Source organism: Streptomyces sp. NPDC003300 (genome assembly GCF_040610915.1).
GTDB lineage: Bacteria > Actinomycetota > Actinomycetes > Streptomycetales > Streptomycetaceae > Actinacidiphila.
Genome location: NZ_JBEXNE010000015.1, coordinates 40,901 through 55,851 on the forward strand (window position 1 = coordinate 40,901; position 14,951 = coordinate 55,851).

Genomic DNA, 14,951 nt, shown 5'->3' on the forward strand with positions numbered 1-14,951 from the left:
GCCCGCTCGCCCCCGGCCCCGGCGGCCGGTCGTTCAGAGGGTCACCGTCAGCCTGTCCACCGACCGCATCTTCAGGCCCGACCACGCGGGCTCGAACCCCTCGGCCAGGCGCATGCCGGGGAACCGGTCGAGCAGGACGTTCGAGGCCATCTCCAGCTCGGACTTGGCGAGCATCGCGCCGAGGCAGAAGTGCCGCCCCGAGCCGAAGGCGAAGGTGTCACCGGCCGCGGTGAACGTCTTGGCGTGGTCGAGGTCGGGCCGGTGGAAGTCGAAGGTGTCCGGGTCGGAGAACCGGTCCTCGTCGCGGTTGGCCGAGGCCATGAGGAGCATCACCAGGGTGCCCGCGGGCAGCAGGGTGCCCTTGACCTCGACGTCCTGGGTGACCTTGCGGCCGTTCATCTGGGACGGCGGGCTGATCCGCAGGGTCTCGCTGATCGCGGGGATGACCTGCGAGCGGTCGTCCCGTACCTCCTCGAACAGCGTCCGCTCGCGCAGCAGATAGGCGAACATACTGGCCAGCGCCTTTCCGGTGGTCTCGGACCCGGCGTTGAGCAACTGCGTGACGTGGGTGAGGATTTCGAGGTCGTCCAGGCGCTCGCCGTCGATCTCGGCGGTGATCAGCCCGGAGATGAGGTCCTCGCCGAGGTGCGAGCGGCGGTCCTCGATCACGGGGGCGAGGTACTCCCAGAGTTCCTTGGTGGCCCGGCGGCCGAGTTCGTCGATCTCCGGGTCGCGGGCGAGGTTGCCGAGGAAGGCCACGTGCCTGCTGTACCAGTCGAAGAACCGGTCGTAGTCGCTGTGCGGCAGGCCGAGCATGTCGGTGATCACGTAGACCGGCAGGTAGTAGCCGAAGTCGGCCAGCAGGTCGACGGTGTCGCCCGGCCGGAAGCCGCGGGTGAGGTGCGCGGACGCCGACGCGACGGAGCGGTCCAGGATCGTCGCGACATTGCGCGCGATGACCGGCGCCCACTTCTCCAGGCCCTTGCCGCGGAAGTACGGGGTGACCAGGGCCTTCTTGCGGCTGTGTTCGGCGCCGTCCATCTGGAGCATCGAGCGGCCGAAGACGGGCTGGAGGCTGACCTCGTAGTTCTGGGTGGAGAACAGCGGGTTGCGGTAGGCGGCTCCGACGTCGGCGTGCTTGCTGATCAGGTAGCCGCGGTAGCCGTCGTCCCAGTGCACGGGGGCCTCGGCCCGCAGCCGCCGGTAGAAGGCGTCGGGGTCGGCCGCGACCTCGGAGGAGAGGAATCCGGGCAGCGTCCCAGCGGTGGTGTCGGTCATCACGACGTCGCCTCCTGCGCGATCTCGTCGAGTCGGTATCCGGGTGTGCCCCCCGTGAGCGGCATGACGGTCAGCGACAGGCCGCCGTCGACGGGCAGGTCCACGCCGGTGACATGCCCGGCGCGCGGACCCGCGAGGTAGAGCACGGCCTCGGCGATGTCCTCGGCGCGCGCGATCTTCCGCATGGGGGAGACCGCTTCGCGGTAGCGCCGGTTCGCCGCGGCGGCCGTGTCCTCCGCGTCGCCGAACGATTTACGGGTCAGGCCGGTGTCCGTCGGGCCGGGCGAGACGCAGTTGGCCCGGATTCCGTACCGGCCCCATTCCACCGCCATCTGCTGGACCATCATCTTCAGCGCCGCCTTGCTCGCGCTGTACATGCCGAGCGGCGGTGTCGGATGCGTCGCGGAGATCGACGCGGTGGCGACGATCGCACCCCGCGACGCGCGGAGCGCCGGGAAGGCCGCCCGTGCCAGCAGGAAGGTCGCGCGGGTGTTGACGTCGAACGTGCGCTGGAAGGTCTCCAGGCTGAGGTCTTCGAGCGGGTCGGCCGAGCTGATCCCGGCGTTGCTCACGAGGGCGTCGAGGCCGCCGAAGGCGGAGACGGCCTCTTCCACCGCCTTGCCGACCGCCGCCGGGTCGCTCAGGTCGACGGCCAGCGGCACGCATTCGGCGCCGGTCCCCCGGAGTTCGGCGGCGACCGCCTCGATGGCCCCGGCGTCGCGGTCGAGCAGCGCGAGCCGCGCCTGCCCGGCTCCTTCGCTCCCGGCCGCGCGCGCGGCCAGGGTCGCCACCGCACGTCCGATCCCACTGCCCGCGCCCGTGATGAGGTAGCGCACCGGAACCTCCCGATCATTCATTTAGCGATGTGAAATAACACGATAGGAGTGCTGCCCGCCACCGTCAAGGCACGGGATCGGCCGCCGTCACGGCATCCGATCAGCCCAGCAGTCGGACCGGCATGGCCAGTGGCGTACGCAGTGAACGGCCGCCCCAGCGCAGGTCGGCCTCGACCGGCCGCGCGCCGGGGAACCTGCGCGCGATCGTGCCGAACAGCGCCGTCGCCTCCATCCGCGCCAGACCGGCCCCCAGGCAGAAGTGCGGCCCGAGGCCGAGCGAGACGTGCGCGCGGCTGTCGGCGCGGGCGATGTCCAGCTCGTCCGGCCGCGCGAAGACCGCGGGGTCCCGGTTGGCCGCGGCGAGCACGCCGATGACGGTGTCGCCCGCCTCGACCGCGACGCCGTCGACCTCCCGCCCCTCCTTCGCGACGTACGGCAGGAAGTGCGCGGGCGTGACGAAGCGCAGCAGCTCCTCCACCGCCGCCGGGACCCGCTCGGGCTCCGCGACGAGCAGATCCCACTGGTCCGGGTGGCGCAGCAGTTCGAGCAGCCCGATGGCCAGCAGATTGCTGGTCGTCTCGTGTCCCGCGAAGATCATCAGCGCCATCATGGCCATCGCCTCCTCGTGGGAGACCACGCCGCTGTCCTCCGATTCCAACAGCGCGGCCACGAAGCCGGTCTCGGAGCCGCTCGCCCGCTGGCGCGCCACGAGCACGTCGATGTACGTCATCAGGTGCCGGTACGCCTCGTCGGCCTCGACCGCCGCCCTCTCCGAGTCGGAGTTGAACTTGTTCTCGGCGATCTTCTGGGCCCACGAGTGGACCATGTCGAGGTCGTCGATCGGGATGCCCAGGAGGTCGCCGAGCACCTGGAGGGGAAGGGAGTACGCGAACTTCTTGAAGTCGGCCTCGCCGCCGCCCGCCGCCAGCGCGGTCAGATTGCGGTCGACCCGTTCGCTGACCTTGTCCTGCATCTCACGGGCCAGATTGCGCGCCGAGAACGGCGGCTGGACCGCCCGCCGCACTCGCGGGTGGTCCGGCGGGTCCATCCGCACCAACTGGTGGAACTCCTGGTCGAGGACCCGGCCGAAGGCGGCGCTGCCGTGCGGGCTGAACTCCCGCTTGGCGCGCTCGTAGCGCGCGGAGGTCTTCGTGCCCTGACGGCTGTAGAGGATGTTGTTGTCCCCGAGCAGTTGGTGCACGTGCTCGTGCCGGCTCAGGATCACCACGTCGCCCTGCTTCCAGACGGGGATCTCCTCGCGCAGCCGGTTCCAGGTGGGGTACGGGTCCGCGAGTCTGTCGCCGTCCCCGTCCAGCAGGGCGAGTACGTCGTCCCGCAGGGCGTCCGCGCCCGCGCTCGTACCGCTGCTCATGCCCGTACCTCCGCTCGGTCCCGCACCGCCGCTTGATCCCGCACTGTCACTGACTCCCGCACCGCTGCTTGATCCCGCACCGTCGCTCACTCCCGCACCGCTACGACGAGCTTGCCGACGACGTGGCCGGTGAGCAGGTCGGCGAAGGCCGGGCCCGCGGCGGCCAGGCCGGGCGCCAGGTGGATCTCCTGGTCGAGGGCGCCCGAGGCGATCATGTCCGCGAGCGCCCGGCGCGCGTCGGCGCTCTCCGCGGCGAAGTCGGCCGCGCGGAAACCCTGGACGGTCAGCGAACGGGTCACCAGCCGGAACCAGTTGTCCAGCGGCAGCGGCGGGACCACCGCCTCGCCGATGCCGGACATCTGCCCGCACAGGGCGACGCGGCCGAGCGGTCGCAGCCGCTCGACCAGCCGCGCGGACGTCTCGCCCCACACGTTGTCGAAGACCGCGTGCAGCCCTTCGGGCGCCCAGCGGTCGACCTCGGCGGTCCAGTCCGGAGCCCGGTGGTCGACGGCGGTGATGCCGAGCCGCTTGAGGCCGTGCGCCTTGTCGGGGCCGCCCACGACGCCGAGGACGTCGGCGCCGCTCGCGGCGATGAGCTGCGCGGCGACCTGGCCCACTCCCCCGAAGGCGCCGGTCACGACGATCTTCTCGCCGCGACGCGGGCGGAGCACCCGCCGTACCCCGAAGTAGGCGGTCAGACCGGTCAGTCCGAGCAGACCGACCGCGTGGTGGAGGGCCACACCCTCCGGGGCGTCGTACCGCTCGGCGCTCGCGGCCGGGACGCGGACCGCGGTGGCCCAGGCGCCCGGCGCGGTCACCGTGTCCCCGACATCGAACGCGTCGCTCCGGGACTCCACGACGGTGCCGACGACTCCGGCGGGCGGGACGAAACCGGCGCCCTCCGACCGGAGCCGGATCCGCTGCGAGGGATCGAGGGAGGCGTACCGGACCTCGACGAGGATCTCGCCGTCGACCGCCGGGGCCAGTTCCCGTTCGGCCACCTCGAACGAACCGGCGGTGAGGGGTTCCGCGCCGTCGTGGGTGAGCCGGGCTTCGTGTGTGGTGACCGACCCTGCCATGGGGGCCCCTTTCGGATTGCGCAATAAATTAGCATGGTTAATGGATTATCGACAGAATCCACCGGCTCATCGGACGACTCGTCCGCCGGCTCGTTCGTCAGCTCGTTCGGCGGCTCGTTCGTCAGCTCCTGCGGCGGCCGGGCGCCGGCTATTGCAGCGGATTCACGGCCCGGTGGTCGCCGACCGCCGCCGCCAGACGGGAGAGGTGGTGGCGCCGGTCGCCCAGCAGGTGCTCGATGGTGGTGAGCCGCATCGCGTAGTGCCCGACCTGGTACTCCATCGTCATGCCGATCCCGCCGTGCAACTGGATCACCTCCTGGCCGATGTGCCGCCCGGACTCGGCGGCCCGGAGCTTGGCGCGCGACGCCGCCTCGATGCCTTCGGCCGCGCCGCTCTCCGCCTGACCGCCCTCCCGCTCCCTCTCGTCGCTTTCCGCGAGCACCATCGACGCCCACAGCACCGTGCTGCGCGCGAGTTCGAGCGAGACGTACATGTCGGAGGCGCGGAAGGTGAGGTTCTGGAAGGCGCTCAGCGGTTTCCCGAACTGGCGGCGGTCGCGCAGGTAGTCGCGGGTGATCTCCAGCGCGCGCTCCATGGCGCCGAGCGCCTCGTGGGCGTACGCCACCTGCGCGCGGGCCCGGGCGTACGCGATCACGCCGGTCGCGTCGGCGGCCGGATCGCCCAGCGGCTCGGCGGCGGTCGCGTCGAAGGTCACCCGGGCGGCGCGTCCCCCGTCGTACGTACCGAACGGGGTCCGCTCGCCCCCGGCCGTCGTGAAGAGCGCCGGTGTTCCGCCGACGTCGGCGACCACCACGAGCAGGTCGGCACGGGCTCCGTTGAGTACGGGCGAGGCGCCGCCGTCCAGCATCCAGCGCTCGCCGTCGCGCCGGGCCGTGACGCCGGGACCGCCGACGTACGCCGGAAGGAGGGTGCCGTCCGCGATGCCGGACACGTCGCCGCCCGCCCGCGTGAGGAGACCGCCGCACAGGACGACGGCCTCGACGAAGGGCTCGGGGGCCAGTACGCGCCCGATCTCCTCGGCCACCACGCCGACTTCGACCGGGCCCGCGCCCATGCCGCCGGCCTCTTCCGCGAACGGCAGTCCGAGGACGCCCATCGCGGCCAGCCGGGACCACATGGTCTCGTCGTATCCCGGCTCCTCGGCCGTGGCGTCACGGCGGCCCTGGACCGTGGCGTAGGCCGTGCCCAACAGACCGCGTACGGCGTCCCGCAGGGCGCGCTGCTCGTCGGTGCGGTCGAAGTCCATGTCTCACAGCCCCAGGATCGTGCCGGCGATGATCTGTCGTTGCACCTCGTTGGAGCCGCCGTAGATGCTCGCGGCCCGCAGGTGGAGATAGGCCGCGGCGGCCGGGCGGGTCCACGGCGGCGCGCCCGCGGCCGGGTCGCCGGAGAGCCCCTGCTCGCCCGCGAGGCCGAGGACGAGTTCGGTGACGGCCTGCTGGAGTTCGGATCCGGCGAGCTTGAGGACGGACGAGGCGGGCTGCGCCTTGCCGTCCGCCGAGTCGGCGGCGACCCGGATCGAGGTCAGTTCGACCGCCAGCAGGTCGTTCTCCAGCCGCGCGAAGTCCGCCGCGAGCAGCGGATCCTCGCGCAGCCGGTCCCCGGCCCATGTCTTGGCCTGCGCCAGCAGCCACTTGGTCCCGCCCACGCCCGCGATCCCCACCCGCTCGTTGCCGAGGAGGAATTTGGCGTAGTCCCACCCGTGGTTCTCCTGGCCGACGAGGTTGTCGACGGGGACGCGCACGTCCTCGAAGAAGACCTCGTTGACCAGGCTCCCGCCGTCGATGAGCTGGATCGGCCGGACGGTGACGCCCGGCGAGGCCATGTCGATCAGGAGGAAGGAGATGCCGGCCTGCTTGCGCGGGGCGTCCGGATCGGTGCGCACCAGTGTGAAGATCCAGTCGCCGTACTGGGCGTAGGAGGTCCAGGTCTTCTGGCCGTTGACGACATAGTGCGCGCCGTCGCGTACGGCCGAGGTGCGCAGAGCGGCCAGGTCGGAACCGGCGTCGGGCTCGGAGAAGCCCTGCGACCACCAGATGTCGACGTTCCGGGTGGCCGGCAGGAAGCGCTCCTTGAGCTCCCGCGAGCCGAACGCGGCGATGACCGGGCCGACCATCGAGGCGTTGAAGGTGACCGGCGGCGGAACGCAGGCCGCCTGCATCTCCTCGTGCCAGATGTGCCGTCGCAGCGGCGTCCAGTCCCTCCCGCCCCATTCGACCGGCCAGTTGGGCACTGCGATCCCGGCCGCGTCGAGCGTCCGCATCGACTCGACCATCTGCTCCTTGGTCAACTCCTCGCGCGCCGCCACCGTCTCCCGAATGTGCCCCGGCACCCGCGTGGTGAAGAACCGCCGCAACCCGTCACGGAAGGCCGCGTCCTCGGGCGACAACCTCAGCTTCATACGGCTCCTCGAGGAATCACTTAACATCCCTAAGTAATATCCTCACCGTGGCACGCCACCCGAACCCCCGTCAAGAAGCGCGAACGCCCCGGTGCCCGGCCCAGCCGCCGAGGACCGGGACTCCGCGACGGTCAGGTGCGCCGGGATGGGCCGGTCAGGGCGGTCAGGGCCGCGCGGGCCTTGGGGGCGGCCAGGGGGCTGAAGTGGGGGTTGACGGACAGGGCTGTCGCGAGGTCGGTGCGGGCCGCCGCGGTGTCGCCGAGGGACCGTTCGATCATGCCGCGGTGGTAGCGGAACAGGGCGTTGCGGGTGCCCTGGGCGAGGGCCAGGTCGCTCTCGGCGAGGGCTTCGCGGTCGCGGCCGTTGGCGTGCAGGGCCCAGGCCAGGGCGTCGTGGGTGTCCATGAAGGGGCGGGACTCGATGCCCCGGCGGGCGATGGCGAGGGCCTGCGCGGCGTCGCCGTGGTCGGCTTCGAAGAGGGCCGCGTCGGAGTCGAGGGCGACGCCGTTGGCGGCGAAGAGCTTCTGCTCGGCGCGGAAGAGCTGGTACTGCTCGTCGGCCTGCGCGGTGCGGCCGAGGGACTGGTACAGCTCGCCGAGTTGGAGCACGTACTCGGGCTGCGGGACCCGCTGGACGGCCCGGTTGAGGTCGGCGAGGGCGGCGTCGGTCCTGCCGAGCGCGGCCTCGGCCCTGGCCTTGGCCTGGAACAGCGAGGTGTACGTCGGCGCGACGCGCAGACCGGCGGCGGCCTCGGTCAGCTCGGTGGCCGGATCACCGTTGTTGAAGGCGAGTTCGCCGAGGTAGTAGTGGGCGAACGCCTGGTCGGCCGGGCCCGCGGAGTCCTGGAGGGCGCGGCGCATGTCGGTTCTGGCCGTGTCGATGTCGCCGCGCAGTTCGGCGACGTACGACGCGCGCGCCAGCGAGGGCGCGCCGGGCCTGAGGTCGACCATGCGCTGTACGGCGTCGGCGGCCTCGTCGTAACGGCCGAGCTGGGTGAGGGCGTCGGCGAGGGTGCCGTACAGGGACGAGTTGTACGGATTGACGGCCACCGCCTTGCGCGACCAGGTGAGCGCCTGGCGGAAATCGTGCCGCCCGGCTTCCAGGGCGGCCATGCCGCCCATCGCGGTGAAGTTGTCCGTGGCGTCCACCGACAGCGAGCGCTTCAGGACGGCTTCCGCCTTGGGGTAGTACGTCGGGTCGGCGGTGTTCTTGGCCTGCTGGACGTAGTCGAGGCCGAGGGTGCCGAGCGCGACGGCGTCGCGCGGGCTCTGCCGCAGGTGGGCCTGGATGCCGTTGATGTCCTGGGCGAGCGGGTCCGCGCCGGCCGCCGGAGCCCCGGCCTCGCCCGTGGGACCCGCGGCGCGGTCGGCGCCCGTCACCGGCCAGGGGGCGAGGCCGAGGCCGCCGGCGAGGAAGAGGCCCACGCCGAGGACGGTGGTGACGGCGGCGGACAGCAGATGACGCCGGGGGCTCCGGCGGACGGACGTAGTCAATTCCCGCTCCGATGGGGGGTCTTGGGGGTGGCGTGGGGGGACGGGCGCGGCGGCTTCGGGTCGGCGGGCGTGGCGTAAACGACGACGTTGTCGAGATAGCCGCCGCCCTCGGGTCCCGCGTACGCGCCGCCGCAGGTGATCAGCCGCAGCGTGGGCGGACCGGCGGTCGCGTAGACCTGGTCGTCGGGGAACGCGTCCTTCTCGTACTGCCGCAGCGCCCGCACGGTGAAGTCCAGGTGGCTGTGGTCGGCGCGGTCGACGGTGATCCGGTCGCCGGGGCGCAGCGTGGACAGTCCGTAGAAGGCGGCCGGGCCGGTGAGGGAGTCGACGTGGCCGACGACGATGGCGGCGCCCGGGTCGCCGGGGCGCGGGCCGTCGCTCCACCAGCCGACCTGGCCGGGGTCCTCGGGCACGCCGAGGTGGCCGTCCTGCTGGACCTGGAGGCCGATCAGGGGGTGGTCGAGGCCGATGCCGGGGATACGGATCCGGACCGGCCGTGCGGCGGGCGCCGCGGGGGCGACGGGGGCGGCGTGGCCCCCGGCGGTCGCGGGGACCGGCAGCGTGCCGACGTCGACCTGCGTGGTCTTCGGCGGCCGGGCGGTGAGCAGCGCGCAGCCGCCGGCCGTCATCATGCCCAGACCGGCGAGGACGCCCAGCGCGGTGATCAGGCGCCAGGGCCGGGCGGGGCGGAATCTGAGGGCGCGCCGCAGCCGCCCGGCCTCCGGTGCGGAGGCCGGGCGGCCCGAGGTGGCGGGGGCGGTCACACCCGGTCGGCGCGCCTGCGGCGCAGCGCCAGGAGTCCGGCGGTGGCCAGCAGGGCGCCGCCGCCCAGGGCAGTCACCGGAACGGCGGGGAAGCCGCCGTGGAACGCTGTGCCGCCGAAGCCGGCGCCCACGCCGCCGTCGGGGTGCAGCGAGTCGGCCTGGTTGACCGCGGCGGTGTTGGGGAGCGCCACGTACGGGAAGGTCGAACCGGGCTGGCGGTAGGGGGTGTCGACGGCGTCGCCCGCGGCCAGCGCGGGCACGATCTTTCCGGTCTCCGCCGCGCCTTCCAGCGCCTGGAGCTCGATGTCGACGACGTCGTCGTTGAGCCGCCGGCCGTTGGGGAAGCCGGCCAGGTCCTGGCCGAGGACGCCGAGCCGGTTGGGGTTGGCGGAGGGCGCGACGGCCATGTTCAGCCGCAGTTCCTCGGACGGTGTGAACTTCGCCTTGTCCACGTCGGCGTTGAGCAACTGCGAGTTGAGGTCGGCCTGGACCGGTCCGCACGCCTTGCAGATTCCGGACAGGAAGATCTCGGCGAGGTCCTTGCGCGGGGTGGCGGGCGCCGGGACGCCGTAGATGCTCTGGATGAGCTTGGGCACGATCGGGTCCAGGACCTTGTCGACGACCGGCTGCACGGTGTGGTCCTGGTCCGGGTTGAGGGTGTTGAAGGCGTCCTTGTACTTCAGCGGGACGACGACCTCGTTGACCAGCGGGTTGCCGAGGCGCGAGACCTGGTGCCAGCCCGTCTCGCCGCCCTTGTCGGGCATCGGCGGGCCGCCCTTGCCCTCGTCCTGCGAGTCCGCGGCGCCCGCGGTTTCCCCGGCACTCCCGGCGCCCCCGGCACCCTCCGCGCCGTGGGACGCCATGCCCTCGTCGCCCTTGCCGGACGGCGCGGCGACCGCCGCGCCCTGCCGGTCGGTGGTGGACCAGACGCCGATGACGGGGTTGCGGGTGGCGTCCCCCTTCAGTGCCAGCGCGGACTTTGGCACCTGGAGGGCGATGGTGTTGACGTTGTAACCGGCGAGCGTGTTGTGGCCGGTCTCCTTGAGGTTGCCGCCGTACAGCAGGTCGAAGACCCGCAGGTCGAGGAAGAACGGGTCGGACGCCTGCCCGGCGTAGGTCTGGCCGCCGTCGGGGAGGGCGACGGTGGCCTCCTTGCGCAGTGAGGCGTAGTCCGGCATCGACGCCTTGCCGACGTTGGAGGGGGCCGCGGGCGCGTCCTTGAGGAGCGTCTTGGTGTTGCCCTCCGCGTCGGTCACCGTCAGCGTGTACGTCTGACGGAAGTTCAAGGTGGTGTCGTCCAGCGACTTCACGACCCCGGTGTTGTACAGGAACTGGTTGGCTTCGTCCCGGTAGTGGTCGGTGAAGGACCAGGTGTACGTGGTGTCGGCCTTGCCGTCGCCGTCCGCGTCGATCTTGATGTTGTAGTGGGCGTCGTTGGCGAACGGGTAGAAGTTCGGGCCGCCGTTGGGCTCCTCGAACGGGATCCAGTTCGCCACCAGGGTCACGGTGTCGGGGTTGTCCGGGCTGGTGAAGGCGTAGACGTCGGTGTTGTCCGCCTTGGGGTCCCCGGCGATCAGCGGCGCCTCGCGGTGGCTGGAGGCGGAGCTGACACCGGGCGTCAGACCGGTCAGGACGACGGAGGACACCAGGGCCAGCAGGCCGGCGGTGGCGAGTGAACGTTCGGCGGCGCGGGCCGCCGTGCGGCGGGGCGGGTGGGAAGACTGCATGGACCATCCGTTTCCAGGCGGGGCCGCCGCCCCCCGGCTGGGGGCGGGACGGCGCAGAGCGGGGACGGCTCAGCCCTGAACGGAACCTCGATGACCGCGCCGTACGGTGACGGCGACCGCAGCGAGCAAGTCCGATATGAGGCTTAAGCTACGCATAAAGCACCATGCGCCGAGGGGGCCTGCAACGCGCCAGGTCCGAAATGCGGCAGAAGGGTTCTCGCTGTGGGCCACCACGGTCAACAAACCTGGATCCGCCGGTACTCGGGCCAGGGGCGGCGGTGGTGACGGGGCGACAGCGGGCTCAGGAGCCGGGGCTGCCTCCCTCCGCGCCCGGCCCTGTGCGCCACCCCGGTGGCAGCGGTGAGCCGCCCGAGTGAGTGCGCGCCCGTGACAGGTGCGGGGTCGGCCCATCGGGTACGCGCGCGGCCCCGCCCGCGCCGCCGGGCCGGGATTCGGCCTCCCCGTAGGCCCCGCGCCGGGCCTCCCCACAGGCCCGCGCCGGGCCTCTGCTTGCCCCGTTGGGGGATGCCCTGGTAGGACTGTGACGCGCCGTCACCGTCACATGTTCGATAACGCGGGGGTTCATGTGGTCGCCACGGCCTTCACGTCGTCGTCGCGACGACGCCCGGGAGTCCCGGGACCGGCCCGACGGCGGCTCCCCACGGTGGTGCGGCAGGCCACGCAGCACGGGCTGGTGCTGGCCGCCGTCGCCGTGACCGTCCTGCTGTGCGCGACGGCGCTGGCCGCACTGGCGGCGCTGGCCGGGAGTTCGGTACAGGCGGGCGCCGTACGGCGGTTGGCCGCCGACCTCGACGCGCAGGTGACCGTCAACGCGCCCTTCCGCGCCGGAGGCATGGCCGTCGCCGACCGGGATGTACGGGCCGCCGCCGACCGGACGTTCGCCGGGGTGCCGCAGCACACCTATATGGGGCTGCTGGGGTCTTCACCGATCTCGGTGACGGGGATCGACGGGGTCACGGGCCCGCCGCCCGGCCCCGGGGGAACCGGATTGCACCCGGTCGCCGTCCAGGACGCGGGCAGATTCGGGCAGTTGGTCGCCGGACGGTGGCCGGTCGGCACAGCGGACGCGACGGCGGACGCCTTCACCTCGCTGCCCGACGTACGGATCGCCGCCGGGTCCACCGCCCCGGTCGACGCGGCGCTGCCGGACGCGCTGGCCAGGCGGCTGGGAGTCACCGCCGGTTCCCGCCTCCAGGTGCGCGACGGCTTCAGGCACTCCATGACGCTGCGGATCACCGGCGTCTTCCGGCCGACCGGCCCCGTCGGATTCTGGCCCGCGATGGCCGGCGACGTGACGGCGGACGAGACCGCCAGCCAGGACCTGCTCGTGGTCTCGGCGTCGGCTCTCAACGGGAGCGTCGTCCTGAACAGCCATCTGACGGCCCACTGGAGTATGCAGCCGGACTTCGCCCGGATCGACGCCGACAGCCTCCCCGGACTGCACGACCGGATGCGCGCCTTCTCCGGCAGCGCGAGCCGCGTGTCGGTGTTCGGCGGACGGCAGCCCGCTCTGGACGACCTGACGGTGGCCTCGGGGCTGCCGGGCGCGATCGACGGCCTGGCGGTGCCGATGGTGGCGGCCCGGTCCTCGCTGTACCTGCCGAGCGTGCTGCTGGCGGTCCTCGCCCTGGCCACCCTGGTACTGGCCGCCCGCCAGCTCACCGAGCACCGGCGCGACGAACTGGCACTCCAGCAGGCCAGGGGCGCGGGCACCCCGCGACTGCTGCGCGCGGCGGCGGCCGAGTGGGCGGTCACCGGCGTTCCGGCCGCGGCCGTCGCGCCGTTTCTGGCCGGGCTGCTGCGTCCGGGCAGCCGGGGAACCGCCGCGTGGGCGGCGGTGGGTCTGACCCTGCTGGTGCACGCGGCGGCGGTGCTGCTGCCCGTCCTGCGCTCGACGCGGTTCCGGCCGGCCCGCGGTGTACGCGCCGCCGCCCAGCGGCTGGGCGCCGACCTGGCGCTGCTGGCCGTCGCGGCCCTGGGCTATCTGGAGCTGCGGCGGCACCATTCGCTGATCGCCGACGTCGGCACGGGCGGCGCGGGCGCGGACCCGGTGCTGGTCCTGGTGCCCGCCCTGGTGGCCGGGGCCGCCGCCCTCCTGCTGCTGCGCCTGCTGCCGCTGACCTCCCTGCTCCTGGACGCGTTCGGCCGTCGCAGCCGGGGCCTGGCCCTCGCGCTGGCGGGCTGGCAGTTGAGCCGCCGGGCCGCGCGCAACGCGGGACCGGTCGTCCTGATGTGCCTGGCCGTGTCCGTGAGCGCCTTCGCGACCACCGCGCTGGCCTGTTTGGGCGGACTGGCGTCCGAGCAGGCCGCGTTCACCGTCGGCGCGGACGTACGCGTCCAGCCGTCGGCGGACGGCGGCTACCCCTCGTCCGTACTGGGCGCCGCCTATCGCGCGCTGCCCGCGGTGACCGCCGTGACCCCAGTGACGCAGTCGACGGTGAATCTGCCGGGCGACGCCACCGAGGGCCTGGTCGGCACGGTGGGCGGGCCCGCTCCCCCCACCCCGTCACCGGCCGTCTTCGGGGTGCCGCTCCCCGGCCGTCCGACCGCGCTGCTGCTGGACGAGCGGCTGCGCAGCGACGGCAGCCGCGCGGCGCCGAATCTGGAGTTGACCGTGCAGGACGCGTCCGGCCTCGTCAGTACGCTGGCGACCCGCCTGCCCGCCGCCGACGGCGCCCGGCACACCGTCGTGGTCCCCCTCGACGTGGCGCTGAGCGACGGCCACCCGCGGGCGTATCCGCTGACGGTGACCGCCGTGAACGTCCTGCCGCAGCCGAACGCGCGGCCCGCGCGGCTCGACCTGGAGCTGATCCGGGTCGGCGCGCGGGACAGCGCGGACACGTGGGTCACCGGCCTTCCCGGCGGCCAGGTCTGGGCCGACGGTACGACCCACGCCTCCGACGCCACCGCCGGGGCCTGCGAAGGCAAACCGGCGGGCGACTACAGTCCGGGCACTCCCGGGGTGTGCGCGATCGCCCCCGGCCGCTCCGAGGTGCTCAGGACCACCGTCAGCACCGGCGTCAGGGCCTCGACCGCGACCGGAGACGCCTTCGGCGGCCTGGCCGACAGCGACTACGAGACCCGGCCCGGCAGCCAGGTGCGCCTCGTGGCGGGCCCGGCCGGCCGTCCTGCGCCGCTCCCGGTACGCGCCGACGCCGCGGCCCTGCGCGACACGCGCCTGAGCGTGGGCAGCACCACCACACTGGATCTGGGCGGCGGCCGGATCACCGCGACGATCGTGGGCCTGGTCGACTCGCTGCCGGGACTGGGCCGCGGGCAGGGGCATCTGATCGCCGATCAGCGCCAGCTCGCCGCCGCGATGACCGTGGCCGGAGTCGACCAGGAGGATCCCGCGTTCTGGTGGATCAGCAGCACCGACAGCGCGCGTACGGCCGCGGCCGCCGAGGCGCGGCCCGCGCTGGGCCGGGTCACGACAGCGGAACGGACCGCGGCGGCACTGCGCGACGACCCGTTCCGCGCCGGGCTGCGCCGGGTGCTGGAACTCGTCCGCTACCTGGCCCCCGCTTTCGCGGTCATCGCCTTCACCGTGCACGCGGTGGTCTCCACCCGGCAGCGCCGCAAGGAATTCGCGCTGCTGCGGGCGATCGGCGTCCGGTCCACGGGCCTGTACGCGCTGTTGGGCGCCGAGCAGCTGAGTCTGGCGCTGTTCGCGGTGGTGCCGGGCGCGCTGATGGGCATGGCCCTGGCCTCGGCGGTGCTGCCGCTGGTCACCGTGGACGACAGCGGCCACGCCCCGTATCCCCCGCTGCCGAACGTCACTCCGTGGGGCACCGTGACGCTGACGGCGGTGGCGACCGCTGTGGCCATCAGCGCGATCGTGCTGGCGCTCGCCCGGCTGCTGGCCCGGGTGGACCTCGTACGCGTGCTGCGAGCGGGTGAGGACCGATGAGCCGGGCCGGACGCGACCGCGCGGGGCGGCGGACACCAGCCGAGGGAAC

Annotated in this window: 10 protein-coding genes; 1 reads left to right on the plus strand and 9 read right to left on the minus strand. The window is 73.1% G+C overall.

What is annotated here, in order from left to right:
- Nucleotides 1–33: 33 nt before the first annotated feature.
- The 9 genes from ABZX65_RS22005 to ABZX65_RS22045 form a co-directional block, all read right to left on the minus strand.
- Nucleotides 34–1,278 carry a cytochrome P450 gene (locus tag ABZX65_RS22005; RefSeq protein ID WP_355342484.1) on the minus strand — a complete coding sequence of 415 codons (1,245 nt, stop codon included), beginning with the start codon at nt 1,276–1,278 and terminating at the stop codon, nt 34–36.
- Nucleotides 1,278–2,135, minus strand: coding sequence for an SDR family oxidoreductase (locus ABZX65_RS22010; RefSeq protein WP_355342487.1), 858 nt, complete (start codon nt 2,133–2,135; stop codon nt 1,278–1,280). The genes ABZX65_RS22005 and ABZX65_RS22010 overlap by 1 nt, the downstream gene beginning before the upstream one ends.
- Before the next feature lie 79 nt (nt 2,136–2,214).
- Nucleotides 2,215–3,486 (minus strand): cytochrome P450, encoded by a 1,272-nt coding sequence (locus ABZX65_RS22015; protein WP_355342490.1) that lies wholly within the window; start codon nt 3,484–3,486, stop codon nt 2,215–2,217.
- A gap of 86 nt (nt 3,487–3,572) precedes the next feature.
- On the minus strand, nt 3,573–4,565 hold the full coding sequence (locus tag ABZX65_RS22020) for an NADP-dependent oxidoreductase (protein WP_355342492.1): 993 nt from the start codon (nt 4,563–4,565) through the stop codon (nt 3,573–3,575).
- A 148-nt stretch (nt 4,566–4,713) separates the two neighbouring features.
- Nucleotides 4,714–5,832 (minus strand): acyl-CoA dehydrogenase family protein, encoded by a 1,119-nt coding sequence (locus tag ABZX65_RS22025; protein WP_355342495.1) that lies wholly within the window; start codon nt 5,830–5,832, stop codon nt 4,714–4,716.
- Nucleotides 5,833–5,835: 3 nt separating this feature from the next.
- Nucleotides 5,836–6,987 carry an acyl-CoA dehydrogenase family protein gene (locus ABZX65_RS22030; RefSeq protein ID WP_355342498.1) on the minus strand — a complete coding sequence of 384 codons (1,152 nt, stop codon included), beginning with the start codon at nt 6,985–6,987 and terminating at the stop codon, nt 5,836–5,838.
- A 131-nt stretch (nt 6,988–7,118) separates the two neighbouring features.
- Nucleotides 7,119–8,480 (minus strand): tetratricopeptide repeat protein, encoded by a 1,362-nt coding sequence (locus ABZX65_RS22035; RefSeq protein WP_355342501.1) that lies wholly within the window; start codon nt 8,478–8,480, stop codon nt 7,119–7,121.
- Nucleotides 8,477–9,244: a class F sortase gene (locus tag ABZX65_RS22040; RefSeq protein ID WP_355342504.1), complete on the minus strand. Its 768-nt coding sequence runs from the start codon at nt 9,242–9,244 to the stop codon at nt 8,477–8,479. The genes ABZX65_RS22035 and ABZX65_RS22040 overlap by 4 nt, the downstream gene beginning before the upstream one ends.
- Nucleotides 9,241–10,971 (minus strand): DUF4331 domain-containing protein, encoded by a 1,731-nt coding sequence (locus ABZX65_RS22045; RefSeq protein WP_355342507.1) that lies wholly within the window; start codon nt 10,969–10,971, stop codon nt 9,241–9,243. Before ABZX65_RS22045 ends, ABZX65_RS22040 begins: the two co-directional genes overlap by 4 nt.
- Nucleotides 10,972–11,638: 667 nt before the next feature.
- Here ABZX65_RS22045 and ABZX65_RS22050 point away from each other — a divergent pair.
- Entirely contained in the window at nt 11,639–14,902 is a 3,264-nt protein-coding gene (locus tag ABZX65_RS22050) for an ABC transporter permease (RefSeq protein WP_355342510.1), read from the plus strand.
- Nucleotides 14,903–14,951: the final 49 nt, after the last annotated feature.

Excerpts from the sequence above, each read along its gene's own strand:
- ABZX65_RS22005 (WP_355342484.1), bottom strand. The coding sequence starts at position 1,278 with ATGACCGACACCACCGCTGGGACGCTGCCCGGATTCCTCTCCTCCGAG.
- ABZX65_RS22010 (WP_355342487.1), bottom strand. The coding sequence starts at position 2,135 with ATGAATGATCGGGAGGTTCCGGTGCGCTACCTCATCACGGGCGCGGGC.
- ABZX65_RS22015 (WP_355342490.1), bottom strand. The coding sequence starts at position 3,486 with ATGAGCAGCGGTACGAGCGCGGGCGCGGACGCCCTGCGGGACGACGTA.
- ABZX65_RS22020 (WP_355342492.1), bottom strand. The coding sequence starts at position 4,565 with ATGGCAGGGTCGGTCACCACACACGAAGCCCGGCTCACCCACGACGGC.
- ABZX65_RS22025 (WP_355342495.1), bottom strand. The coding sequence starts at position 5,832 with ATGGACTTCGACCGCACCGACGAGCAGCGCGCCCTGCGGGACGCCGTA.
- ABZX65_RS22030 (WP_355342498.1), bottom strand. The coding sequence starts at position 6,987 with ATGAAGCTGAGGTTGTCGCCCGAGGACGCGGCCTTCCGTGACGGGTTG.
- ABZX65_RS22045 (WP_355342507.1), bottom strand. The coding sequence starts at position 10,971 with ATGCAGTCTTCCCACCCGCCCCGCCGCACGGCGGCCCGCGCCGCCGAA.